We start from the raw sequence: 24,040 nt of genomic DNA, 5'->3' as shown, positions 1-24,040 counted from the left end.
TTCGGTCGTCCGATGTCGATCGCGACAGCGGACACGGCTACAATGAGAGAGGGCAGGTGATGGGTGGAAGATGCGGAATCAAACGACGATCCGCGTGGCGCTTGGATCGCGAAACCGGGCGAAGCGGGAAGCGTTGGAGCGGGCCCTCAGCGCGTTCAACATTGTCGGCGAAATCGAGTGCGTCGATGTGCCATCCGGCGTACGGGCGCAGCCGATGTCGGACGAAGAGACGCGGAGAGGCGCGGTCGAGCGGGCGACAAGGGCGCGCGCACAAACTGGAGCCGACCTGGGTGTTGGCCTCGAGGGCGGTGTCGAGGACACGGAGCACGGGATGATGCTCGTCAACTGGGCTGCGGTGGCGTACGAGGAGGACAAGGTGGCCGTTGGAGGCGGACTGAGGATGGAGCTGCCGGACGAGATCGCACAGGGCATCCGCGCCGGGATGGAACTCGGTGACGTCATGGACGCTTGGGTGGGGAAGGTGGGCGTTCGCCACGGTGAAGGCGCCATCGGCATTTTGACGGGTGGGCTTATCACGCGGCCCGCCATGTTCCGCGATGCCCTGATTTGCGCACTGGCGAGCGCGCTTCGTGCCAAAGAGCGTGATGGCGAGGGGTGACAAATGCGAGGCCGCGCAACCCAGTGCGGGCGCGCGGCCTTTTCATCATCACAGGTCGAAATACAGCGAGAACTCGTACGGATGGGGCCGCAGGTGGAGCGGCGCCAACTCGTTGTTCCGCTTGAAGTCGATCCAGTTGCGGATGAAGTCTTTTGTGAACACGCCGCCCTCCAGGAGGAACTCGTGATCCGCCTCGAGTGCGTCGAGCACCTCCCCGAGCGATCCAGGCACGCTCTTGATTTGCGCCTTCTCTTCAGCGGAGAGCTCGTAGATGTTCTTGTTGATGGGGCCAAACCCGAGCTCTGTCGGATCGAGCTTGCGGCGTATGCCGTCCAACCCCGCCATCAGCATGGCTGCAAACGCGAGGTACGGGTTGGCCGTGCAGTCCGGCGTGCGGAACTCGATGCGCGCCGTCTTCGGCGAAACGACAGCCACGGGAACGCGAACCGCGGCGCTGCGGTTGCCGCGAGAGAACACGAGGTTGACCGGTGCTTCGTACCCAGGCACCAGCCGCTTGTAAGAGTTGGTGCTGGGGTTCGAGAACGCGAGAATGGCGGGCGCGTGATACAGAATGCCAGCGATGTAGTGAAGGGCTGTCTCGCTCAGGTTTGCGTAGCCGCCCTCGCGATAAAACAGCGGTTCATCGCCGTTGAAGAGGCTCTGGTGGACGTGCATGCCTGAACCGTTGTCGCCGAAAATCGGCTTTGGCATGAAGGTGGCCGTCTTGCCGTGCCGGCGAGCGACGTTGCGCACGATGTACTTGTACGTCATGACCGTGTCCGCCGTGCGCGTGAGGGTGCCAAATCGGAAGTTGATCTCCGCCTGACCGGCCGTGGCCACTTCGTGGTGGTGCCGCTCGACGCGGATGCCGGCCTTCATCAGTTCAAGCACCATTTCGGTGCGGATATCCTGCTGCGTGTCCGTCGGTGCGACGGGGAAATAGCCACTCTTGTTCTTTACGTGATAGCCGAGGTTTTTGTCGCCAACGCCCGAATTCCACACCGCTTCCTCAGAATCGACGGCATAGAACGCACCACTTTGCGTGGAGTCGAACCGGACATCGTCGAAAATGAAGAACTCAAGCTCAGGACCGAAGTAGGCGTTCGTCGCGATGCCCGTCGACTTCAGGTATTCCTCCGCCTTCTCGGCGATATAGCGGGGATCACGCTCGTACCGGTTGCCGCTCGGCTCATACACGTTGCACGAGACGGCGAGCGTCGGAACCTCGGTAAACGGATCCAGGAACGCGGTCTCCAGCACCGGGCGCATCACCATGTCGCTCTCTTCGATGCCCCGGAACCCAGGGACGCTGGAGCCGTCAAACGCGACGCCCCGCTCCAAGACCTCTTCGTCGATCTCGGCCGCAGGCACCGTCACGTGATGCTGGCGCCCCGGGACGTCCACAATGCGAAAGTCGACCATTTGAACATCGTGTTGCTTCATGAGTTCAAGAATATCGCGCGACGTCAAGTTCGATTCCTCCCACTGTGCAGCGCTGAACTGCGCTCATTCCACTGTGCAGCGCTGAACTGCGCTCATTATAGGAGTCGGATGAAAGCAACGTCAATGCTTTGTGTCAGGAAAACTTACATAAGGCGAGAATTTGTCACACGCTGTCGCCGTTTACGAGATGGGATCCGTGATTTTGATGTTTTTTTGAGATTCGACAAAGTATAGTCGTATATCGGGCTCATTTTTGGTTCACCATTCTGGCAACCGTGGACAAGCATCTTGTAATCGCGGATTTATGGGGGAATTCCGAGATGAAACCGACCGCAATCATTCTGGCGGCAGGCGTGTCGCGCCGCATGCGCCCACTCACGGATGAAAGACCCAAGTGCCTGTTGCCGGTCGGGCCGAAGGCCGTGATCGACTGGCAGTTTGAGGCGCTTCTCAAGAACGGCATCCACGACGTTATCATGGTCGTGGGCTATCGAAAAGAGATGATTCACGATTACATTCGGACACACCATCCGTCCTTTAACGTGCGCTTCATCGAGAATCCGGCATACGAGTCGACCAACACGCTGTTTTCACTGAGCCACGCTTTGCGCGATTGGAGCGGCGATTTCTTCTATATGAACGCCGATGTCGTGTACGACGCTCGCGTCTTGGAGCGCCTTGTTCCGGGACAGGACGGCGGTTATCTGGCGGTGGATAAGAAACAGTGCCGGGACGAAGAGGTCAAGGTGCAAGTTCGGTCAGGCCAGATTGTCGCCATCGGAAAGCATTTGGATCCCGCCGTGTGCGAGGGTGAATTCATCGGGGTGGCGAAATTTGCAGGTCGGTTTGCCGAACGTTTCCGGCAAAATGTGCTCGATCTCGCCGTGGAAGGAAACGAGATGCAGTTCTTCGAATACGCCCTGGATCACCTGGCGGATAAGTCGGGGCTGGTCTCCGTCGACGTGACCGGCCTTCCCTGCGTGGAAATCGACTTTCCCGAGGACTACGATTACGCAGTGGAAAGCGTGGTGCCTCGGCTCCTCGCCGCGCAAGGGGCGGAGCGCGATGTCTGAACTGAAGCGCATCGATTCGTGCGCGAAGCGCCCTATCGACATCTGGACCAATTATATTTTTTATCCTCTTTCGATTCGGCTGGTTTACCTGTTGCGCAACACAGCTGTCACGCCCAATCAGATCACGTTGTTCTCGCTCTTTCTCTGTCTCCTTGGTTGTGCGGGGTTTTCGACCGGCATCCGCGGTGACATGCTCATTGGACTCGTGTTGATCGAGATCTCCTACGTGTTCGATTGCGCGGACGGTCAGTTGGCGCGATATCGCCAGCAATTTTCCGCTATCGGCGGCTGGTTGGATCAGGTGGCTGACCGCATCAAGGAGTTCGCCATCTACTTCAGCCTCGCGTATGGATACACGCGCTGGCACCCGAATGAGACGGGCGTGTGGGCGTGGGCCATGGCGTCGCTGTTTGCTCTCTACCTGCTTGAGTACTACGGGCAGATTCGCTTCAAGCCCCGGGAGGTGGCGCCCGCGAGCTCCGAAGCGGGACAAGGCGATTCGACGTTTCGACGGGCCCAGCGGTGGAGAAGTTTGATCCCGTTCCGCGGGTTCATCATCGGCGAACAGTATTTCGCGCTCCTTGTTTTCGTGGCGTTCAACGCAATTGCCGCCTTTTTTCACTTTGTCGCCATCCTGGGCCTTGTGATGTGCGCCTATCGGCCAGCGGTGCAGCTGTACAAGTGGTCCCGTGGCATTGCGTGACGTGGAATTGTTGTGATTTTGGCGGGAGGCCGCTCGGGTCTCCCGCCTTTTCATTGGGCAAGAAAGCAAAACCTTCCCGGACACACACGCAAACCCGGTGTGGATTCTCGCCAGGTAGAATCACGAAGGGTGATCCGTCCCGCATTCCGCATATCGGAACACTAGGGTCGTTCATGCGTCAGCCTCGCGGTAGACTTGTTTTGGAAGCTCTTTGAAGATTCCAGTCAAAGGAACGCGAGGTGGGTATCTGTGCGCACACAGGTCGGGATCATTGGCGCGGGTCCCGCGGGCCTCATGCTATCCCTGCTGCTCGCACAGCGCGGCGTGGAGTCCGTGGTACTTGAGGTGCGATCGCGCCAGGCCATCGAGCAAACCGTTCGAGCGGGCGTCTTGGAACACGGCACGTCCGATTTGATGCGCGAACTCGGCGTGCATCGCCGAATGGAGGCATTCGGCGATGAGCACGAGGGCATCGAATTCCGGTTTCGGGGCCGCGGGCGCCGCGTACCATTGAAGGAGCTGACAGGCAAGTGCGTCACGCTCTACGCGCAGCACGAGGTGATTAAAGATCTCGTGGCAGCGCGCCTCGAGCAGGGAGGTGAAATCCTCTTTTCGGTCCAGGACGTTTCGCTCGAAGCCGTCGACACCGAGCGACCGCGCATCCTCTTCCGGGGCACGCCGAATGCGCCGTTGGAGGTGCTGGAGTGCGACTTCATCGCCGGGTGCGACGGGTTTCACGGTCCCAGTCGCGCGGCCATTCCCGAAAGCGCTCGCCAAGAGTTTGTGAAAACGTATCCAATGGGATGGCTCGGCATCCTGACCCAGGCCCCTCCGTCGAGCCGGGAGCTCATTTACTGCAACAGCGACCGGGGATTTGCACTGGTCAGCACGCGGTCTCCGGAGATCCAACGCATGTATCTGCAGGTGGCCGCGGACGACGACATCCGCAACTGGTCCGACGAACGCATCTGGGAGGAGTTGCGCCTGCGGCTCGCCACGGAGGACGGTCGGGAGCCCATCGAGGGCCCCATCCTGCAGAAGTCCATTGTGCAGATGCGCAGCTTTGTCTGTGCGCCGATGCAGTACGGCCGCCTCTACTTGGCGGGCGACTCGGCTCACATCGTGCCGCCGACGGGTGCCAAGGGGCTGAATCTCGCGGTCTCCGACGCGCGCGTCCTCGCGGAAGCCATCGCGCGCCACTATGAGGACGGATCGGACGACTTGTTGAGGCGGTATTCTGCCATCTGCCTGCGGCGCGTGTGGAAGGCCGAGCGATTCTCGTACTTTATGACGCAAATGCTACATCGCTTCTCGGATCACTCGCCGTTTGAGCGAGAGATTCAGTTGGCGGAACTCGATTACATCACGTCGTCGCAGCACGGGCTTGCGACCATCGCCGAGAATTACGTCGGCCTGCCGATCGAGTGGGACGCGTGAAACATGTCGCGCGATCTCGGCCGCTCATAGTAGCCGAGGCGATTCGAGATCTCCTTGCTGATGGAGATGAGCGTCTTGGCGAGCGATTTCATCTTCTCGTCCGTGAATCGAGCGGCCGGCCCCACGGCGGTGACCGCGCCGATCACGCGCCGCGTGTAATCGCGGACCGGTGCTGCGACGCTGTTGACGCCAGGTCGGAGTTCGCCGACGCTCGTCGCGTATCCTGCCTCCCGGATCTGCGTCAGAACCGTCCGGAGGCGGTTCGGATCCGAGATGGTGTTCGGCGTGAAGGGCTGCAGGCCGCGACAAATGACCTCTTCGATCATCGATTCGTCTTGGTAAGCGAGAATGACCTTGCCGGAACTCGTGCAGTAGAGCGGATTGCGGCGGCCCACGTGGGTGGCGATTTGCACGGGATGTTTGCACTCCAGTTTGCTGACGTAGACCGTGCAAAAGTCCTCCAACACTGCGAGGTGAACGGTCTCGTCGAAGCGGTGCACGAACTCCTCGAGCAGGTGCTGGCCTTCTCGGCAGATTTCGAGGTTGGACATGATGATACCGCCGAGGCTCAGCACGGAGAGTCCGAGCCGATACCGATGCGTCTCCTCGTCTCGATGCACGAACCCTTCTTCGGCGAGCGTTGCCATGATCCGATGCACGGTGCTCTTCGAGAGGCCCAGTTTGCGCGCGATCTCCGTGATGCCGAGTTCGGGTTCGTCCTGAGAGAAGCAACGCAGGGCGTGCAGCGCGTGGCGCAATGACGAGAGCGTGCGAGCGTCTGACTGCCTTGGCACGGCGTTCGCCTCCCTTGCGGCGTGTAAGCGCTTCTAGGAATGGTGTACCACGTTCCGCATAGAGAAACAAGGGCGTATAGCGAGCGCTTTCAGCGTGTTACGATGAGGTCAGCAGATGAGGGTGTTTAGGTCCGCGGCCTGCTGGGCCGCCCACGGTTTCGTTTGGGGAGGGATTCAGATGAGTCTGGAATTGGCCATGATCACGCCGCACACGCCGAGGATCTGCCATCGGGACCGCGTACCGGAATTTCAGCAGCCGATGGTCGAGGCGATGTTGAAGTGCGCGGACGTGATCGACCAGATCCGGCCCGACGTGGTCGTGATCATCTCATGTCATTGGATGTCCAGCTTCATGCACTACGTGGATGTCACGCCGCGGCACCAGGGCATCCTGACCGCCGTGGAATGCCCGGATCTCATCAGCGACGTGCCGTATGACCACCCGGGTCATCCGGAGCTCGGCAGGCGTTTGGTGGAGGCGGGTCAACAAAACGGCCTTCAGGTGGTCGCGGTGGACGATCCGACCTACGTCTGGGACTATGGCACGGTGGTTCCGCTTCGGTACTTGCTCAAGCGTCCCACCCCGGTCGTGGCTCTGTCGGTGTGCTGGGCCGCGTCGCTCGAGGAGTCCATGCGCTGGGGGGAAGTGATGGGGGATGTGTTCCTCCGCTCTCCAGAGCGCGTGGTGTTTTTGGCGAGCGGGGCGCTCGCGCACAACCTGGGGCGCGGACCGGAGAAATGGCCGAATCTCACGGAACAGGCGCTGGATCGCGAATTTTGTCAATATCTCGTCAAGGGCGACAAGGCGTCGGCCGTGAGCATGCTGCCGTCGTACGTGCGGGCGGCAGGCGTGGAATCCGGCGGCCGCCACGTGGCGGTGTTGCTCGGCGTGCTGAGGAAACAGTTTGAAGGCGAGTTGCACGGGTACGGGCCGTCGTCGGGTTCCGGCAATCCCGTGCTGACCATTCGGTACCGCGATGCAAGTTGAGTCTTACAACGGATAGTTGGAGATGGCGAGGGATGACCATGGAACGAGTGTTGCACTTCATTGACGGCGCCTTTGTGCCTTCCGAAGACGGGCGGACGTTTGACAATCTGAATCCCGCGACGGGCGAGCAAATTGGCACGGTGGCCGAGGGAGGGCGCGCCGAGATCGACAAGGCGGTGCGCGCAGCCCGGCGAGCGTTTCGCACGTGGAGTCGCACGACGGCCCAGGAGCGCGCCGCGATTCTGCATCGGATTGCCAACTTGATTGAAGAAAATCTGGAGGAACTCGCCCTTCTCGAGACGACGGACACGGGGAAACCTCTTTCGCTCGCGAAGAGCCTCGATATTCCGCGTTCGGCGTATAACTTTCGCTTCTTTGCAGATTTCGTGAAGGGACTTTCGACCGAGACGTTCGAGATGGAGGGCGTCGCGCTGAACTACGCGCTCCGCCGCCCGGTTGGCGTGGCGGGACTCATCTCGCCGTGGAACCTGCCGCTGTTCTTGTTGACGTGGAAGGTCGCCCCGTGCCTCGCGGCGGGCAACACGTGCGTCATCAAGCCTGCGGAGCTCACGCCGATGACCGCCACCAAGCTCGCGGAGATCTGCAAGCAGGCGGGCGTGCCGGACGGCGTGGTGAACGTGGTGCATGGGTTCGGGCCCGATGCGGCGGGGCAATTCCTGACCGAGCACGAGGACGTGGACCTGATTTCGCTCACGGGCGAGACGACGACGGGCAAGGCGGTCATGCGGTCGGCCGCGAACACGCTGAAGCGCCTCTCGTTTGAACTTGGAGGCAAGAACCCGAACATTGTGTTTGCGGACTGCGACTTCGAGGACGCCATCGCGACCACCGTGCGCTCGAGCTTCGTCAACCAGGGCGAGGTGTGCCTCTGCGGATCGCGCATCTACGTCGAGCGCCCGCTGTACGACCGGTTCGTCGACGCGCTTGTCGATCGCGCACGCAAGCTTCGGGTCGGGGATCCGCTGGATCCGCAGACGGACGTCGGCAGCCTCATCTCGGAAGAACACCTGGAGCGGGTCGACGGCTTCGTCCGGCGCGCGCTGGAGCAGGGCGGTCGCGTACTCGTGGGCGGCAGGCGCCCCGAACACCTAAAAAGAGGCGCCTTCTACGAGCCGACCGTCATTGTCGACGTGGATGAGACGTGCGAGATCACGCGGCAGGAGGTGTTCGGCCCGGTCGTGACGGTGCAGCCGTTCGACACGGAGGAAGAGGTCATCCGTCTGGCGAACGACACGCACTACGGCCTGTCCGCCACATTGTGGACGTCGAACCTCAAGCGCGCGCACCGCGTCGCCGGTGAACTGGAGGCGGGCGTGATCTGGGTGAACACCTGGTTCCTCCGCGACCTGCGGACGCCATTTGGCGGCATGAAGCAAAGCGGCATCGGGCGCGAAGGTGGCGTGCACAGCTTCGAATTCTTCACGGAGCTAAAGAACGTCTGCATCAAGCTGTGATCGGAGTGGATGAGATGAGCGAACGGCTGGAATCCCTGGCGGAGGCGCTGTGGCGCGCGGAGCGCGAGCAGTCGCCCATTCCGCCTCTGACGGACGAATACCCCGACCTTTCGGTGCAGGACGCCTACCACATCCAGCTTGTGAATGTGAAGCGGCGCGTGGCCGCGGGCGATCGCGTCGTGGGACACAAAATTGGCCTCACCAGCAAGCCGATGCAGGTGCAACTCGGCGTGGATCAGCCCGACTTTGGGCATTTGTTTCAGTCGATGTGGTTTGAGAGCGGCTCGGATCTCGATTTTCCGCTGATGCAACCGAAGGTCGAGCCGGAGATTGCATTCATTCTCGCAGAGGACCTCGTCGGACCGGGCGTGGATCTGCACCGGGTTTTGGCGGCGACCCGGGCCGTGGTGCCCGCCATCGAGGTGATTGACAGCCGGATCGCAGACTGGCGCATTCGGCTGGTGGACACCGTGGCCGACAACGCGTCCGCCGGTTGCTTTGTCTTGGGAAACCTGCCCACCGCCATCGCCGGCGTCGACCTGGAGACGGTGGGCGGCGTCCTGAAGCTAAACGGAGAGATCGTTCAGACGGGCGCGGGTGCGGCGGTGATGGGGCATCCGGCGAAGGCCGTGGCCTGGCTCGCCAACACCCTGACCGAGCTCGGCACGCCGCTTCGCGCGGGTCACGTCGTGTTGTCGGGCGCCGTCAGCGCCGCGGTGCCCATTCGGCCGGGCGATCGCGTCCAGTTGTCCTTTGGGCCGCTGGGCAGCGTGGAGTTCGTGTGGGTGAAAGGAGAGGGTTCGGATTGAAAAAGCTCAGTGCCGCGATCGTCGGGTCCGGAAACATCGGGACGGATCTGATGATCAAGCTGAAGCGAAGCCCGTGGATCGAACCGCGGTGGATGATTGGCATCGACCCGGAATCGGACGGCCTGCGGCGCGCCCGCGAGATGGGGCTTGAGACGTCAGCGGACGGCCTCAAGGCGGTCCTCGAACAGGGGGTTCGCCCGGACATCGTCTTCGACGCGACGAGCGCGAAGGCCCACGTGCGCCATGCCAAGCTCCTGCGCGAAGCAGGCATCCAGGCGGTCGACTTGACGCCGGCAGCGCGCGGCCCATACGTCATCGCGGCGGTCAACCTGGAGGAGCACCTCGATTCGCCGAATGTCAACATGGTCACCTGCGGCGGCCAAGCCACCGTGCCGATGGTGTACGCCGTGAGCCGCGTGGTCGGCGTGCGGTACGCGGAGATTGTCGCCACCATCGCCAGCAAGAGCGCGGGCCCTGGCACGCGGGCGAACATCGACGAGTTCACCCAGACCACGGCGCGCGCGCTCGAGGCCATCGGAGGCGCCAAGCGAGGGAAGGCCATCATCATCCTCAACCCGGCGGAGCCTCCCATTCTCATGCGCGACACCATCTACTGCTTGATGGAGGACGCGAGCCCGACCACCCAGGCGAAGGTGCTCGAGTCCATCGAACAGATGGTGCGCCACGTGCAGACGTTCGTCCCGGGGTATCGGTTGAACCGCGAGCCCATCTTCCAGGACGATCTCGTCAGCATCTCCATCGAGGTCGAGGGACTCGGCGACTACCTGCCGGTGTACGCGGGCAATCTCGACATCATGACCGCGGCGGCGGTGAAGTTTGGCGAAGAATACGCGCGTCACAAGATGCAGGTGGCGTCGGCGGAAGAGGCGAGGTGAGGCGCGGTGTCGTATCGGTACAAGATTGAAATCACGGATGTCACGCTGCGCGACGGGATGCACGCCGTGAGGCACCAGTTCAGCGTCGAAGATGCGAAGGCCATTGCGAGCGCGCTGGACAGGACGGGCGTGGCCAAGATCGAGGCATCCCACGGCGATGGGCTCGGCGGAAGCTCGATTCAGTACGGTTTTTCGAAGGAGTCGGAAGAGGATTACGTCGGAGCGGTGTGTCAGGCGGTGAAGACCTCTCAGGTCGTCGCGCTGCTGTTGCCTGGTATCGGAACGCTCGAAGACTTGAAGCGCGCCGTGGGCCTCGGCATCCGCGGAGTGCGGGTCGCGACACACTCCACGGAGGCGGACATCTCCGCGGAACACATGGAAGAGGCGCGCAAGATGGGACTCGATGTGGTCGGTTTTCTCATGATGAGCCACATGACGGAGACCGAGCGCCTGGTGGAAGAGGCGAAGAAAATGGCCTCCTACGGCGCGCACTGCGTGTATATCGTCGATTCGGCGGGCGCGATGCTCATGGACGAGGTTCGCCGCAAGGTGTCCGCGCTGCGGGAGGCCCTGCCGGACCACGTCCAGGTCGGATTTCACGCGCACAACAACCTCGGCGTGGCGGTCGCCAACTCCATTGCGGCCGTGGAAGAGGGCGCATACCGGATTGACGCGAGCCTCGCGGGGCTCGGGGCAGGCGCGGGAAACACGCCGCTCGAGGTGTTTGTGGCCGCGTGCGAGAAATACGGCATCGAGACCGGCGTGGACCTGTACGCCGCCATGGACGCCGCGGAGGACGTCGTGCGCCCGCGGATGGCGCGACCCGTCCTGACGGATCGCACGGCGCTCACGCTGGGCTACGCGGGCGTGTATTCCAGCTTTCTCTTGCACGCCGAGCGAGCGGCGAAGCAGTTTGAGGTCGACGTGCGCGACATTCTTGTGGAACTCGGCAGGCGCCGCGTGGTGGGTGGCCAGGAGGATATGATCGTCGATGTCGCGTACGAGATCGCGCACGGCAAGGAGGCGAACGCGGATGGCCCTGTCGCTTCCGTCCATCGCGGATGAGCTGTATCGCCACCAGACGGCGGCCACGGAGTTGAAGAAGCTGACGCTCCGCTACGAAGGCCTCACGGTGGACGACGCGTACGAAATTCAGCGTTTGACCATGCAGAAGTACATGGCGGAGGGTGCGCGGCTCGTCGGCTGGAAGATGGGGCTCACGAGCAAAGCGAAGCAGCGGTCCGTGGGCGTCGACGAACCCATTTTCGGACATCTGCTCTCCACGATGGAACTGGAGCGCCCGGTGTTGTCGATGCAGGGACTCATCCATCCGCGCGTGGAGCCGGAGATCGCGTTCGTGTTCCGCAGCCGTTTGGAGGGGCCGAATGTGACCGCGCGCGACGTCTGGCTCGCGACCGAGTGCGTCGTCCCGGCGGTTGAGGTCATCGACAGCCGATACGAGAACTTCTCGTTCACGCTCGTGGACGTGATCGCCGACAACGCGTCGAGCGCGCGCTTCTGTCTGGCGGATCAGGCGTACTCGCCGTACGCGTTTCGGCTCGACGAGGTGGGGGTGGTCATGCGCCTGAACGGGGACGTCGCGCAGACGGGCGCTGGCGCGGCGGTGCTCGGCCACCCGGTGCGGTCCGTCGTGGAACAGGTGCGCATGCTCACGCGCTTCGGCGCGGCCATCGAGCCCGGCATGGTGGTCCTGACGGGCGGTATCACGGAAGCCATCTACGTGCACCCGGGCGATCGCGTCGAGATCGCCTTCGCGGGCATGGGTGCCATCGAACTGGACGTCATCGAGTGAGGGGGGATCGAGATGCCGCTGGTCCAGGTCACCATGGTGGAAGGGCGCTCGCCCGAGCAGAAGCGGGCGCTTATGGAGAAGCTGACCGACGCGGTGGTGGAGACGCTCGGCGCCAAGCGGGAGACGGTGCGGGTCATCCTCTACGAGGTGCCAAAAGCGCACTGGGGCGTTGGCGGCGTGTCGAAGGCGGAACAGGACGCGGCCCGAGGTGAAACGCCGTGATCGAGCCGAATCGGGCGGCGGACGTGCACACGCACTTCCTGCCTGCTGAGGTGCTTGCGTTTCTCAAGCGAGAGCCACGCATTCAGGTGGACCTGGAGCGGCGCGCGCCGGACAAGGAGCCGTTTCTCACGGTGGAAGGGCGTTGGTCGTTCGAGCTGAAGCGCATGTTCGTCGACTTCGAGGCGTTCGCGAGCGCCTATCGGCAGGCTGGCATCGGCCTGGCGCTCGTGTCGCCCCTGCCGCAGCTCTTCGTGTATCACTTGCCTGCCGAGATCGGCGCGCAGGTGGCCGAGGTGTACAACGACGCCCTGCGAGATGTGCTGGCGCCGCACCGCGAGCGGTTTCGCCCGCTCGCCACGCTGCCGCTCGCGGATCCGACGGCCGCTGCGCGGGAGCTCGAGCGCCGGATGGACGAGGGCTTCGTCGGGGCCATCGTGGGGCCAGGGGTCGGAGAGGCGCTCATCGGCGACGAAGCCCTTTGGCCCGTGTGGGAGGTCGCGGACGCGCGCGGGGCGGTGCTGTTTCTGCACCCCTTGCTGCACGCCGATCCGCGGGCGGCGCGCCTCATGCTGCCCAACCTGGTCGGCGTGCCCTGGGAGACGACGCTCGCGGCGGCGCACCTCGTCCTCTCTGGCCTTCTCGACCGCTATCCCGGCGCGCGCGTGCTATTGGCGCACGGGGGTGGCTTTCTGCCGTATCAAATCGGGCGCATCGAACAGGGATACGATGTGTGGCCGCAGGTGAGAGGGCGGCTGCAGGACCGGCCGACGGCGTATCTCCGGCGCATGTTCTACGACAACGTGCTTTGGTCCGACGCTGCGCTTCGCTGTTTGATCGACGTGGTCGGCGCCGATCGCGTCCTCTCGGGATCGGACTTTCCATTTGACCTGTCCGCCTGGCCGCCGCGCCCGGGGGCCGACGTGTCCGCCCTCGTGGGCCAGGCACTTGACATCTAAGCGCTGTGCGCGCAGGGCCGTGCGGTTCCGCGCGCACCTCCAGCGCCATTGCAGCTTCACGTAAGCGTTGACATTCGCCGTGCATTCCGGCATGATGTGATTGTTGACTGGATTGTCATACAATCATGTCATCTTACCATTGGGCCGGTCGCGGCCGCGCCGAAAGGAGGATCGCGTGATGAGATCCGAACCTTGTTATGACATCGCTCACCTTGGGCATGTCGAGCTGTTCACGCCCTGCATCGACGAGAGCTACCGATTTTTTCGCGATATTTTGGGCATGGAGGAAGTGGGGCGAGATGCGCGCTCCATTTATCTCCGGTGCATGGGCGACTACGAAATGTATTCGCTCATCTTGACCGAATCCGACCGAGCGGGCGTCGGCCACACGGCGCTTCGCACGACAAGCGATCAGGCACTTGCGCGCAGGGTGCGAGCGCTGACCGAGGCGGGTGTCGACGGGGAATGGGTCGATGGGAGCTTCGGGCACGGACCCGGCTACCAGTTTCGCGGGCCGGATGGACATCAGTACGAGCTGTACTATGAGACGAGGTATTACAACCCTCCTGACCAGCTGCGGCCCTTGCTGAAGAATCAGCCGCAGAAGTTTACGGGCCGGGGCGTTGGGGTCAAGACGCTGGATCACATCAACTTCTTGTCGTCGGATGCAGAGCGCGACGGCGACTTTGTGGAATCGGTGCTCGGGCTCAAACTCACGGAGCAGATCCGGCTCGACAGCGGGAAGCGCCCGGGTGTTTGGTATCGCGCCATGAACAAGTCCTACGACGTCGTGTACACCCTGGACGCAACAGGTGCCCGCGGTCGCCTTCACCACATCGCCTTTCGCGTCGACACGAACGAAAGCATTTGGCGAGCCGCGGATCTGTTCGTCGATCACGGCGTGTTGATCGAGTTTGCGCCGAGCAAGCACGCCATCAACCAGACGTACTTCGTGTACGTGTACGAGCCCGGCGGCAATCGCATCGAGGTGTGCTCGGGCGGCTATCTGGTGCTTGCGCCTGACTGGCAGCCCATTACCTGGACGGAGGCCGAGCGCGCTCGCGGCCAAGCGTGGGGCAACAAGACGGTGGAAAGCTTTCACCACTATGGCACGCCTGTGGTATAACTGTTCCAGATGACAAGTCCACCGGAGGCGGTGCCCACGTGGAAGTCCCAAGCCAGGGTTACACCGAGGAAGAGTGCTACCGGCGCCTGCGCGATGCCATCATCGACGGCACGCTCATGCCGTCTCAGCGCCTTGTGGAGATGGATCTCGCGCGATGGCTTGGCGCGAGCCGAGCCACCGTTCGCACCGTCCTCGCCCGTCTGGAACAGGAGGGCTTGGTGGAACGGGAGCGGTATCGAGGCGCCCGCGTGCGCCACGTTTCCCACGAGGAAGCGGTTGAAATCCTGGAGGTCCGCATGGCTCTAGAATGTCTCATCGCGCGCCACGCCGCCGTCCGGGCGACGGACGAAGACCTGCGGCGACTGGATGATATCCTCGCATGGATGCGGCGCCAGTACGAGGGCAACGACTTGCTCTCTTACTCCGACGGCAACGCGAGGCTTCACCGGACCATCGCCGAGATCTCCCGTCACCACACCGCCAGGCGGCTGCTCGAAACGCTCAATTCTCAAAGCGTTCGCTATCAGTACCGAACCATCATGGCGCCGAACCGGTCGGTTGCCTCCATGGAGGAGCACGAACGAATCGTGGACGCGATTCGCCGGCGCGATCCGGACTCGGCCGAGCAAGCCATGCGCGTTCATCTAAATCATGTCTGTGACACGCTCCGCAGCATGCGACAGGGATTTTAGCGCGAGGGTCCACCCACGCGCCGCCGCGCCTGTTTTTGTCGTCTTTTTTGTAAGACAATCTTGAAGCTCTTCGAAAGGAAGCGAAACCATGGCGCAACGGGAGGACATCATATCGCTCCTCAGCGGCCTGTACGATCTGCACGTGCACGTGTGGCCGGACCTCGTCGAGCGCAGCATCGACGACGTGTCTCTGGCCCGTCAATTTCGGGACCTCGGCTGGTCCGGTTTTGCCCTAAAATCTCACTACTTTCCCACGGTTGAACGAGCGAAAGTCGTGTCCGGGGTGGTGCCCGAAGTCGATGTGGTGGGAGCCGTCGTGTTGAATCACGCCGTCGGCGGATTCAATCCGGTCGCCGTGGACATCGCAGGGCGGGCGGGCGCGCGCATCGTGTGGCTGCCCACCGTCGACGCGGCAAACGAAAGCCCCGAAAAACAGGCCGCCCGCGGCCAATCGCATCTGCCGTTTTGGGCGCGCATCCAATCGGAGGTGCGCGCGGAAGGCATCGGACTCGACCTGATGTCGGTTTGGGACGAACAGGGCTTGTTCCGCTCAAATCTCGACCAATGCCTCGAACGCGTGCGTCATCACCAGATGGCGATCGCGACCGGCCATCTGGCGCGAGACGAAATCTTCGCCGTGGTGGAGCGGGCGCGGGCGCTTGGGATTCAAAAGATCATCGTGACGCACGCGCTGTTTCCTTCCGAAGCGCTGTCGATTGAAGACCAAGTGAAGCTCGCCGATCTCGGCGCGTTCATCGAACACTGCTACACGACGTTTTACACCCAGAAGTGCGACTGGGGTGTGCTCTTCGAGGCCATCCGCGCGGTGGGGCCAGAGCGCACGCTGCTTTCCACGGACCTCGGTCAGAAGTCCAATCCCTGTGTCGTGGATGGAATCGTAGATTTCGCCTCGCGCCTTCTCGAAGCTGGATTCTCGCCTGATGCCCTGAGGACGATGTGGGTGGATAACCCGCGTACGTTGATTGGCCTTGAGGCGTGAGATTCTCGTTTTACGAGATTGAATCGCATAAGTGTCGGTGAAAGGAGTTGTTGCCACGTGCAGAAGCAGGGAACGTTGATGGTCGTGAGCGCGCATGCGGCCGATTTCGTGTGGCGGGCTGGGGGAGCCATTGCCTTGTACAGCGAACGCGGCTGGACGGTTCGCGTCCTGTGCCTCACGTACGGCGAGCGAGGGGAGTCTGCGAGCCTGTGGAAGGAGGGCAAGTCGCTCGACGAAATCAAGCGACGCCGCCGCGAGGAGGCGGAACGCGCTGCGGACATCCTAGGCGCCGAGATCCGCTTCTTGGATGTTGGAGATTATCCCATCGAGGTGACGCCGGACTTGCGAGATGCCCTTGTCCAGGAGTTTCGCAAGTATCGTCCGGACGTCCTGTTGTCGCATACGTTCGTGGATCCCTACAATGCCGACCATCCGCGCACGGCCGAACTCGTCCGCGAGGCAAGGATTCTTGCACAGGCGCACGGGTATCCGTCCGAATACGCGCCCATTGGCGCCCCGCAGTTGTACTCGTTCGAACCTCATCAGCCTGAACAGTGCCAGTTCCGGATCGATCTCCTGCTGGACATCACGCCGGTCTTCGAGAAGAAGCGGCAGGCCATGGAATGCATGCAAGCCCAGGAGCATCTCTGGGCGTATTACACGGATGTGGCCAAGCGCCGGGGTGTGCAGGCGGGCCGCAACTCCGGGCAACCCATCGTTTACGCAGAGGCGTATCAGCGCGTGTTTCCTTCCGTCGGGGGTGAGTTCGTGTGAAGACGGTCATCGTCACGAATATCGAGCGGCCCGCGCGCGAGATCGTCGAAAGCGTGGGACAGTACGGAGTCGCCACGCTGCATGAGGCGATGGGACGGGAGGGATTGATGTTGCCGTACATGCGGCCCATTTATCCCGGCGCGCGGACGTTTGGCACAGCGGTGACCGTGCTGTGCCATCCTGGAGACAACTTGATGATTCACGCCAGCGTTGAAGTGTGTCAACCGGGAGACGTCTTGGTCGTCACCACGACTTCACCGTCGACCGACGGAATGTTCGGTGAACTCCTCGCGACCTCGCTCCAGGCGCGCGGCGCGGCGGGGCTTGTGATTGAGGCAGGCGTGCGAGATGTCGCGGATTTGGAGAAAATGGGGTTTCCGGTCTGGTCTCGCGCCATCTCCGCACAGGGCACAGTCAAAGCCACGCCGGGTTGCGTCAACGTCCCGGTGGTGTGCGCCGGTGTCTCCGTGCGACCCGGCGACATCATCGTCGCCGACATGGATGGCGTGGTGTGCGTGCCGAAGGAACGCGCGGCAGACGTGGCGAGTCGCGCGAGGGCGCGCGTGGAACGGGAAGAGGTCACGCGCGCTCGCCTGGCGGCAGGGGAACTGGGCCTCGACATCTACGGGCTGCGCGACAAACTGCAGGAACTTGGTGTCTCATGGATCTGATGTCGGGGAAGAAGGGAGAAGCGGCATGAAACTCGGGTTCATCGGCTTCGGCGAAGCCGCGAGCGCCATTGCGTCGGGACTTCGACAGGCAGCTGCCATCGACATGGCGGCGTACGACGCGGCTCCCGCCGAATCCTGGAAGCCGCGGACAAAGGAGCTTGGCGTCTCGTGCAAGGCATCCGTGGCCGACGTGGCGGTCGAGTGTGACGTCATCTTCTCCTTGGTGACGGCGCAGGCAGCGCTGCAGGTGGCCGAACAAGCCGCTCCGCATCTGCGCGAGGGAGCTTTGTACGCCGACTTCAATTCCTGCTCGCCGGCCGTGAAGCGTGCGGTCGGAGATCTCATCGCGCGGCACCGTCCGTCGGCTCAATTTGCCGCCGTAGCGGTGATGTCGGCCGTCAAACCCCATGGACACCGCGTGCCGATGGTCGTGGATGGCAATGGTGCGCACACGTTCCTCGCCACGTTTGCGCCGTATGGATGCCGGATCGAAGTGTTGGACGGGGAAGTGGGTGGGGCCGCGCTGCTCAAGATGTGTCGCTCCGCAGTGCTGAAAGGACTCGAGGCGCTGTTTCTGGAAGCTTTGTTGGCCGCCGAGAAGATGGGGCTGGCCGATCGCGTCCTTGACTCCCTCGACGCCTCGTTCCCAGATCATCACCTGCGCGATCTGGCCCTGTATCTGGTGGGGCGAAACTTGGAGCACGCGGAGCGGCGCGCACATGAACTCGGCGAGGTGGTGGAGACCCTTCGCTCCATCTCCGTCAAGCCGTTGGTCGCCGAGGGCGGTTATCGTCGCTTGACGCGCGCGGCAGATGTTCGCGCCGCGATGAGGGAACGGCCAGACGGTGTCGGGGCGTGGCTCAGAGCGCTCGCCCGGGCCGAGGCAGCCCCGGAGAAAGCGAACGGCGTCGCGGCGAGCGGGCGCTCGAGAGACGCCTAAAAGGAAGGCCGCCCTCAAGGCGGCCTTTCGAGTTGGGAACGTGTGGAGAGGATGAAGCATCAACACCGACCTCGGACAGGTCACACCGTCTGCGCGAGCCGCATTTCGAGCGGTCGATAATGCGTGGCGTTGACATGGCGGACCGTGCCCGTGCGCACCCGCATCACGACGGAGTGCGTGTGCAGGTAGTCGCCTTCGCGACGCACGCCTTCGAGCCAATCTCCATCGGTGATGCCCGTCGCCGCAAAGATGGCATCGTCATCTCCGGCGAGATCGGACAGCGCCAGAGTCTTGGCGACGTCGAGGCCGAGTTGCTGGCAGCGCTCGCGCTGCTCGGGAGTCTGCGGCATCAGGCGGCCTTGGAAGTCGCCGCCCAAACAGCGCAAAGCCACCGCTGCGAGGACGCCTTCGGGCGCGCCACCGGAGCCAACGTAAAGATCGGTGCCTCCGCGGGGCAGCGCCGTGGCAATCGAGCCGAGGACGTCTCCCGCGTTCAGCAGCTTGATCCGCACACCCAACCGGCGGGCGACATCGAGATGGGCTTTGTGCCGATCCCGCTCCAACATGGCCACGGACAACTCGGAAAGAGGTTTGCCGAGCGCTTCAGCAGCCTTCCGCAGCGTGGTCTCCAGCGGATCGTCGAGGGACAGGATGCCGCGCAGACGAGGGCCGCACGCGAGCTTCTCCATGTACATGTCCGGGGCCTTCAACAGATGTCCTCGTGGGGCGATGGCCGCGACCGAGAGGGCGTTCGGCAGCATTTTCGCGACCATCGATGTGCCTTCGATGGGATCGACAGCCACATCCACGCGCGGCCCGCGCCCTGTCCCGACTTCTTCTCCTTGGGCGAGCATGGGGGCTTCGTCCATCTCGCCTTCGCCAATGACCACGACGCCGCGGATGTCGACGGTGCGAAACATGTTGCGCATCGCCTCCGTGGCTGCACCGTCTGCGCCGTCCGCATCACCCCGGCCGACCCACCTGCTGGCGGCAAGCGCGGCCGCCTCCGTGACGCGAACGAGTTCGAGCGCGAGCTCTCGATCCATCGGCGATCCCTCCCTGGAAATTCCGTTGGCTGCGATTGGCGCCCGCCGCGCAGTGTGCTTGGCCGCGCAGCGCTCCGTCGCCAGATGCTCGCAGACTCACCTTCAACGGAATTATGACATCATATTATGCTGTCGTCAATCCATTCTCACAAAAATGTTGCGTCATAATTCTCGATGTGGTATGAACAAAGTATCGCGAACTCGATTCATGACATATCAGTTGATCACCCGTCAGATGGACCGCGCGGCGAGCGGATGGCGTCGCAGATGCAAGCGCTTCGCCGAACGGGCGACATCAAGGCAGTGACAAGGGGGATGCATGCATGGCGCAGGTGCAGGATGTAGCGCGCGATGAGGCGCTGACGACCCGATGGGTCTACTCCTTCGACCAAGCGGATCCGAAGAACCGCAAGCTTCTGGGCGGCAAGGGCGCCAACTTGGCGCAGATGGTGCAGTGGGGCTTCCCGGTCCCGCCCGGCTTTACCATCACGACCGAGGCGTGCAACGAATATTGGGCGCGGGGCGGAAAGTTTCCCGAGGGGCTGTTGGACGAGGTGGGAATGGCTGTCCTTCGGCTCGAACGAACCGCCGGAAAAAGGTTTGGGGATGCGTTCCAGCCGCTGCTCGTCTCGGTGCGATCGGGTGCGCCCGTCTCGATGCCGGGCATGATGGACACCATCTTGAACCTGGGCCTGAACGATTTGACCGTGCGAGCGCTGGCGAATCAGTCGCAGGATCCCGCCTTCGCCTACGACTCCTATCGGCGCCTGATTCAGATGTTCGCGAACGTCGTGTTCAACGTGTCGCTTGAGCCGTTTGAACACGCGCTGCGCGCGGCGAAGTCCAAGTGCGGCGTCGAGCGCGATCGCGACCTGCCCGCTGATTCATGGAAGGATCTCGTGGCGACGTACCTGAAACTCTTTGCCGAACACGTGAAGCAGCCGTTTCCGCAGGACGTCAATGTGCAACTGGAGCTCGCCATCGAAGCGGTCTTCCGCTCCTGGAACAGCCCGCGGGCCATCGTCTACCGCAAGGCTCACGGCATTCCGGAGACGCTTGGCACGGCGGTCAACGTCCAGGCCATGGTGTTCGGCAATATGGGCGACGACAGCGGTACGGGCGTCATCTTCACGCGCCACCCTTCGACCGGTGAGCCTGTGCTGTTCGGGGAGTTTCTGTCGAACGCCCAGGGCGAGGACGTGGTCGCCGGCATTCGCACGCCTCAACCCATTGCGGATCTCGCTCACACGATGCCAGCCGTGTACGAATCGCTCGTGGCCCTCGCGAAGCAGTTGGAGACGCGCTTCCGGGACATGCAGGACGTGGAGTTCACAGTGGAGCGGGGCAAGCTGTTCGTGCTGCAGACGCGCAGCGGGAAGCGCACGGCGCAGGCGGCGGTCCGCATCGCCATCGACATGCTGCACGAAGGACTGATTCAGCCGGAAGAGGCGCTTCTGCGCGTCGATGCTCAGCATTTGCGGCAGCTTTTACACCGGCGGCTTCAGGGAACGGACGCCCTGCAGGTGCTGGCCAAGGGGCTCCCGGCGTCTCCGGGCGCAAGTGTGGGGCGAATTGTGTTGGACGCGGACACGGCGGTGGAGTGGGCCCAGCGCGGCGAGAAGGTCGTGCTCGTGCGGCCCGAGACGACGCCCGAGGACATCCACGGCGTGCTGGCTGCAGAAGGCGTGGTGACGACGCACGGCGGAATGACCAGCCACGCGGCTGTTGTGGCCCGCGGAATTGGCAAGCCGGCGGTCTGCGGCTGCGACGGCGTGCACATCGACTTCGAGGCGCGCCAGGTGGAATCGAACGGCATCGTGCTCAAAGAGGGCGACGTCATCTCGGTGGATGGCGGAACCGGGACGGTGTACGTCGGTGAGGCGCAGATGGAAGAAGCCAAAATGGCGGAAGAACTGAAGGAATTGCTGTCCATCGCCGATGACGTGCGACGTCTCAAGGTTCGCGCGAATGCGGACACGCCAGAAGATGCGCGGCGGGCGCGCGAATTTGGCGCCGAGGGAATTGGCCTGTGCCGCACGGAGCACATGTTCCTGTCGCCGGATCGGGTGCCGCTCGTGCAGAGGATGATTTTGGCGACCACGTCGTCCGAGCGGCAGGACGCCTTGTCGAAGCTGTTGCCGCTTCAGGTTTCGGACTTCGCCGCCATTTTCGAGGCGATGGACGGACTGCCGGTCACCATTCGGCTCCTGGATCCGCCGCTGCACGAGTTCCTGCCGCGCGAAGAGGAACTGGCCGAGCGCCTGGACGCACTGCGCGAGCAGGGCGCGTCGCAGGGCGAGATCGCAGAGACCGAGCAACTGCTCCGGCAGGCCAGGTACCTGCGTGAGGCAAACCCGATGATGGGGCTTCGGGGTTCTCGGCTTGGCATCGTGTATCCGGAGATCTACGACATGCAGATGGAGGCCATCATCACGGCGGCGGCGCAGGCCAAGCGCCGGGGGATCGGCGTCGAACTGGAGGTTATGTTGCCACTCATCGGCTCGCCGAAGGAACTCCGCGTGCTGCGCGAGCGGATGGAGGAGATCGCCAAGCGGACGATGGAGCGCGAGGGCGTCGAGATCGGATACCGCATCGGAACGATGATCGAAGTACCGCGCGCCGCGCTGACGGCGGACCAGATTGCGGAGGACGCGCAGTTCTTCTCGTTCGGCACGAACGATCTCACGCAGATGACGTTCGCGTTCAGCCGGGACGACGCCGAAGGCAAGTTCCTGAATGTCTATCTGGACCGCGAAATTCTTCCATACAATCCGTTTGAGACGCTGGACACGGAGGGTGTGGGCAAGCTCATCCAGTGGGCCGTCGAAGCTGGGCGCAAGCGCCGTCCAGACTTGAAGACGGGCGTGTGCGGCGAACATGGCGGCGATCCGGCTTCCATCGCGTTCTGTGAAGACATAGGACTTGACTACGTCAGTTGCTCGCCGTTCCGCATTCCTGTTGCGCGGATTGCCGCGGCACAGGCGGCGGTGCGCAGGCGGATGACGGGCTGACGGGGGCCACACCCAGGGGGACAAATGGAGACAAGATGAGATGCGGATGTTGATGTACAATAGAGACGCACGCGAGGACATTCGCGGCCAGGCGGGGACTCGACCGCCTGGCCGCCTCTTGCTGGGGGAGAGGCCCATCGAACTCACACCTCGTCAAAAGGAGATTCTTCGACTCGTCCGGGCGCATCAGCCCATCACCGGAGATCAAATTGCGGAAATGTTGGGCGTGAGCCGGCCCACCATTCGGTCCGATTTATCCTTGCTCGTGATGCTCGGCCAGTTAGATGCGAAGCCGCGCGTTGGCTATTTTCTGGCCGATCCGTCTCCACCGTCCGCGCCTGTCCCGTGGCGCGATGTGCGCGTTGGCGAGGTGCAATCTCTGCCGGTGATCGTCCGCGAGACGACGACGGTGCATGACGCTGTGATCACCATGTTCCTGGAAGACGTCGGCGGGCTCATCGTCGCAGACGAAGACGGGCGATTGCAGGGCGTCGTATCGCGCAAGGATTTTCTGAAATTCACACTTGGGAATGCCAGCGCAACCTCGCTTCCCGTAGGCATGATCATGACCCGCTATCCGCACATCGAGACGGTGACTCCGCACGATCGCGTGGTCGACGCGGCGAAGCGGATGATCGAGTACAAAGTGGACAGCCTGCCCGTCGTCGAACCCGCTTCGGAAGAAGGCGCACCGCCTGTTGTGGTGGGCCGGATCACCAAGACGACGCTGGCGCGCCTGGTGGCAGAATGGGGGACCGACTGGCGATGACCGAACCGCAAATTCAGGATACGCGTACCATCTACATCTGTTCGGATTCACTGGGGGATACGGCTGAGGCCGTGGTACACGCAGTCATTCATCAGTTCGACATGCGGCGTGTCAAGATTGTCCGGTACGCGCAGGTGCGCGCGGAAGATGAGATCCGCGAAGTGGTGGAGGCGGCACGGCAAACCGGCGGCTTCATTGCGTACACGCTTGTGCAGCCCGAGTTGCGCGAGATGATGAAGATGGAAAGCATTCGGCTCGGCGTTCGCGTCGTGGACATCATGGGGCCGATGATGCAGGCCTTTATCGACACGTTTCACGATCATCCCAAGCAAAAACCGGGTCTGCTGCACGTCCTGAACGAGGACTATTTCCGGCGCGTGGATGCCATCGAGTTCGCGGTCAAAGCGGACGACGGACGAGATCCGCGGGCGCTGTTACAAGCGGACGTGGTGCTCATCGGCGTGTCGCGCACTTCCAAAACGCCGGTCAGTATCTTCCTGGCGCACAAGGGACTTCGCGTCGCGAACCTGCCCCTCGTCCCCGAGGTCAAGCCGCCTGGCGAGCTGTACCAAGTGCCGAGATCGCGCATCGTGGGTCTCACGATGGGTGTCGAACAGATGATGCGGATCCGCAGCCAGCGCCTGAAGCATATGGGGCTGCCCGTTCTCGCCCAGTATGCGGATCGCAAGCGGATTGAGGAAGAGTTGTTTTACGCCGAGTCAATTGTGCGCGATCTCGGCTGCCCGCTCATCGACGTCACCGACAGAGCTATTGGAGCCTTTT

24 protein-coding genes are annotated in these 24,040 nt (G+C 62.8%); 21 read left to right on the top strand and 3 right to left on the bottom strand.

Annotated elements, in window-relative coordinates; translation table 11 throughout:
- Positions 1-70: 70 nt before the first annotated feature.
- Positions 71-619, top strand: a complete 549-nt coding sequence (locus AMA01_RS12120) for a DUF84 family protein (protein ID WP_067851324.1) — start codon at positions 71-73, stop codon at positions 617-619.
- A gap of 48 nt (positions 620-667) precedes the next feature.
- On the opposite strand, the gene glnA is transcribed toward AMA01_RS12120, so the two are convergent.
- Positions 668-2,089 (bottom strand): type I glutamate--ammonia ligase, encoded by a 1,422-nt coding sequence (gene glnA / locus AMA01_RS12115; RefSeq protein WP_067851322.1) that lies wholly within the window; start codon positions 2,087-2,089, stop codon positions 668-670.
- A gap of 293 nt (positions 2,090-2,382) precedes the next feature.
- Here glnA and AMA01_RS12110 point away from each other — a divergent pair, with 293 nt between their 5' ends.
- From AMA01_RS12110 to AMA01_RS12100, 3 genes are all read left to right on the top strand, one after another.
- Positions 2,383-3,135, top strand: a complete 753-nt coding sequence (locus AMA01_RS12110; protein WP_067851320.1) for a phosphocholine cytidylyltransferase family protein — start codon at positions 2,383-2,385, stop codon at positions 3,133-3,135.
- Entirely contained in the window at positions 3,128-3,838 is a 711-nt protein-coding gene (locus tag AMA01_RS12105) for a CDP-alcohol phosphatidyltransferase family protein (RefSeq protein ID WP_067851318.1), read from the top strand. Before AMA01_RS12110 ends, AMA01_RS12105 begins: the two co-directional genes overlap by 8 nt.
- A gap of 249 nt (positions 3,839-4,087) precedes the next feature.
- Complete coding sequence (locus AMA01_RS12100) at positions 4,088-5,275, top strand: 4-hydroxybenzoate 3-monooxygenase (protein WP_067851316.1); 1,188 nt, start codon at positions 4,088-4,090, stop codon at positions 5,273-5,275.
- Here the strand turns inward: AMA01_RS12100 and AMA01_RS12095 are convergent.
- Positions 5,242-6,069: an IclR family transcriptional regulator gene (locus AMA01_RS12095; protein ID WP_067851314.1), complete on the bottom strand. Its 828-nt coding sequence runs from the start codon at positions 6,067-6,069 to the stop codon at positions 5,242-5,244. The genes AMA01_RS12100 and AMA01_RS12095 overlap by 34 nt on opposite strands.
- A gap of 178 nt (positions 6,070-6,247) precedes the next feature.
- On the opposite strand from AMA01_RS12095, the gene AMA01_RS12090 reads away from it, so the two are divergent.
- From AMA01_RS12090 to AMA01_RS12025, 14 genes are all read left to right on the top strand, one after another.
- Positions 6,248-7,057: a DODA-type extradiol aromatic ring-opening family dioxygenase gene (locus tag AMA01_RS12090; protein WP_067851312.1), complete on the top strand. Its 810-nt coding sequence runs from the start codon at positions 6,248-6,250 to the stop codon at positions 7,055-7,057.
- Positions 7,058-7,095: 38 nt separating this feature from the next.
- Positions 7,096-8,532, top strand: a complete 1,437-nt coding sequence (locus AMA01_RS12085; protein ID WP_067851332.1) for an aldehyde dehydrogenase — start codon at positions 7,096-7,098, stop codon at positions 8,530-8,532.
- A gap of 14 nt (positions 8,533-8,546) precedes the next feature.
- Entirely contained in the window at positions 8,547-9,341 is a 795-nt protein-coding gene (locus AMA01_RS12080) for a 2-keto-4-pentenoate hydratase (RefSeq protein ID WP_067851310.1), read from the top strand.
- The gene (locus tag AMA01_RS12075) at positions 9,338-10,237 is read left to right on the top strand and encodes an acetaldehyde dehydrogenase (acetylating) (protein WP_012810938.1); all 900 of its coding nucleotides are present in this window, start codon (positions 9,338-9,340) and stop codon (positions 10,235-10,237) included. The genes AMA01_RS12080 and AMA01_RS12075 overlap by 4 nt, the downstream gene beginning before the upstream one ends.
- A gap of 6 nt (positions 10,238-10,243) precedes the next feature.
- On the top strand, positions 10,244-11,302 hold the full coding sequence (gene dmpG, locus AMA01_RS12070) for a 4-hydroxy-2-oxovalerate aldolase (RefSeq protein WP_082744177.1): 1,059 nt from the start codon (positions 10,244-10,246) through the stop codon (positions 11,300-11,302).
- The gene (locus AMA01_RS12065) at positions 11,271-12,050 is read left to right on the top strand and encodes a 2-keto-4-pentenoate hydratase (RefSeq protein WP_067851308.1); all 780 of its coding nucleotides are present in this window, start codon (positions 11,271-11,273) and stop codon (positions 12,048-12,050) included. The genes dmpG and AMA01_RS12065 overlap by 32 nt, the downstream gene beginning before the upstream one ends.
- A 12-nt stretch (positions 12,051-12,062) precedes the next feature.
- Positions 12,063-12,272 (top strand): 4-oxalocrotonate tautomerase, encoded by a 210-nt coding sequence (locus AMA01_RS12060; protein WP_014464316.1) that lies wholly within the window; start codon positions 12,063-12,065, stop codon positions 12,270-12,272.
- The gene (locus AMA01_RS12055) at positions 12,269-13,228 is read left to right on the top strand and encodes an amidohydrolase family protein (RefSeq protein ID WP_067851306.1); all 960 of its coding nucleotides are present in this window, start codon (positions 12,269-12,271) and stop codon (positions 13,226-13,228) included. Before AMA01_RS12060 ends, AMA01_RS12055 begins: the two co-directional genes overlap by 4 nt.
- A 178-nt stretch (positions 13,229-13,406) precedes the next feature.
- Positions 13,407-14,354, top strand: a complete 948-nt coding sequence (locus AMA01_RS12050) for a VOC family protein (RefSeq protein WP_067851304.1) — start codon at positions 13,407-13,409, stop codon at positions 14,352-14,354.
- Positions 14,355-14,392: 38 nt separating this feature from the next.
- A complete protein-coding gene (locus AMA01_RS12045) occupies positions 14,393-15,046 on the top strand; it encodes a GntR family transcriptional regulator (protein WP_067851303.1) in 654 nt (217 codons plus the stop codon).
- A gap of 88 nt (positions 15,047-15,134) precedes the next feature.
- Positions 15,135-16,046, top strand: a complete 912-nt coding sequence (locus tag AMA01_RS12040) for a DUF6282 family protein (protein WP_067851301.1) — start codon at positions 15,135-15,137, stop codon at positions 16,044-16,046.
- A 57-nt stretch (positions 16,047-16,103) separates the two neighbouring features.
- Positions 16,104-16,820, top strand: coding sequence for a PIG-L deacetylase family protein (locus AMA01_RS12035; protein ID WP_231862943.1), 717 nt, complete (start codon positions 16,104-16,106; stop codon positions 16,818-16,820).
- On the top strand, positions 16,817-17,491 hold the full coding sequence (locus AMA01_RS12030; RefSeq protein ID WP_067851299.1) for a 4-carboxy-4-hydroxy-2-oxoadipate aldolase/oxaloacetate decarboxylase: 675 nt from the start codon (positions 16,817-16,819) through the stop codon (positions 17,489-17,491). The genes AMA01_RS12035 and AMA01_RS12030 overlap by 4 nt, the downstream gene beginning before the upstream one ends.
- Positions 17,492-17,516: 25 nt before the next feature.
- A complete protein-coding gene (locus AMA01_RS12025) occupies positions 17,517-18,431 on the top strand; it encodes an NAD(P)-dependent oxidoreductase (RefSeq protein WP_067851297.1) in 915 nt (304 codons plus the stop codon).
- A gap of 80 nt (positions 18,432-18,511) precedes the next feature.
- Here the strand turns inward: AMA01_RS12025 and glpX are convergent, their stop codons facing one another.
- Entirely contained in the window at positions 18,512-19,477 is a 966-nt protein-coding gene (gene glpX, locus AMA01_RS12020) for a class II fructose-bisphosphatase (protein ID WP_067851295.1), read from the bottom strand.
- Positions 19,478-19,800: 323 nt separating this feature from the next.
- Between glpX and ppdK the strand changes: the two genes are divergently transcribed.
- The 3 genes from ppdK to AMA01_RS12005 all read left to right on the top strand — a co-directional run.
- On the top strand, positions 19,801-22,488 hold the full coding sequence (ppdK, locus tag AMA01_RS12015) for a pyruvate, phosphate dikinase (protein WP_067851293.1): 2,688 nt from the start codon (positions 19,801-19,803) through the stop codon (positions 22,486-22,488).
- Between the two features lie 40 nt (positions 22,489-22,528).
- Entirely contained in the window at positions 22,529-23,257 is a 729-nt protein-coding gene (locus AMA01_RS12010) for a helix-turn-helix transcriptional regulator (RefSeq protein WP_231862942.1), read from the top strand.
- Positions 23,236-24,040, top strand: an 805-nt coding sequence (locus AMA01_RS12005) for a pyruvate, water dikinase regulatory protein (protein ID WP_156468455.1), incomplete at its 3' end; no start/stop codon positions are given. The genes AMA01_RS12010 and AMA01_RS12005, both read left to right, overlap by 22 nt.

The sequence above is a fragment of the Alicyclobacillus mali NBRC 102425 genome, assembly GCF_001570745.1.
GTDB classification, from domain to species: domain Bacteria; phylum Bacillota; class Bacilli; order Alicyclobacillales; family Alicyclobacillaceae; genus Alicyclobacillus; species Alicyclobacillus mali.
Note: the sequence above shows the minus strand (reverse complement) of the source record. Positions and strands in the feature narration are given on the sequence as shown.

Coding starts and splice junctions, on each gene's coding strand:
- AMA01_RS12090 (WP_067851312.1), top strand. CDS start 6,248: ATGAGTCTGGAATTGGCCATGATCACGCCGCACACGCCGAGGATCTGC.
- AMA01_RS12025 (WP_067851297.1), top strand. CDS start 17,517: ATGAAACTCGGGTTCATCGGCTTCGGCGAAGCCGCGAGCGCCATTGCG.
- AMA01_RS12085 (WP_067851332.1), top strand. CDS start 7,096: ATGGAACGAGTGTTGCACTTCATTGACGGCGCCTTTGTGCCTTCCGAA.
- glpX (WP_067851295.1), bottom strand. CDS start 19,477: ATGGATCGAGAGCTCGCGCTCGAACTCGTTCGCGTCACGGAGGCGGCC.
- AMA01_RS12065 (WP_067851308.1), top strand. CDS start 11,271: ATGGCCCTGTCGCTTCCGTCCATCGCGGATGAGCTGTATCGCCACCAG.
- AMA01_RS12050 (WP_067851304.1), top strand. CDS start 13,407: ATGAGATCCGAACCTTGTTATGACATCGCTCACCTTGGGCATGTCGAG.
- AMA01_RS12010 (WP_231862942.1), top strand. CDS start 22,529: ATGCGGATGTTGATGTACAATAGAGACGCACGCGAGGACATTCGCGGC.
- AMA01_RS12110 (WP_067851320.1), top strand. CDS start 2,383: ATGAAACCGACCGCAATCATTCTGGCGGCAGGCGTGTCGCGCCGCATG.
- AMA01_RS12080 (WP_067851310.1), top strand. CDS start 8,547: ATGAGCGAACGGCTGGAATCCCTGGCGGAGGCGCTGTGGCGCGCGGAG.
- AMA01_RS12120 (WP_067851324.1), top strand. CDS start 71: ATGCGGAATCAAACGACGATCCGCGTGGCGCTTGGATCGCGAAACCGG.
- AMA01_RS12105 (WP_067851318.1), top strand. CDS start 3,128: ATGTCTGAACTGAAGCGCATCGATTCGTGCGCGAAGCGCCCTATCGAC.
- AMA01_RS12040 (WP_067851301.1), top strand. CDS start 15,135: ATGGCGCAACGGGAGGACATCATATCGCTCCTCAGCGGCCTGTACGAT.
- AMA01_RS12060 (WP_014464316.1), top strand. CDS start 12,063: ATGCCGCTGGTCCAGGTCACCATGGTGGAAGGGCGCTCGCCCGAGCAG.
- ppdK (WP_067851293.1), top strand. CDS start 19,801: ATGGCGCAGGTGCAGGATGTAGCGCGCGATGAGGCGCTGACGACCCGA.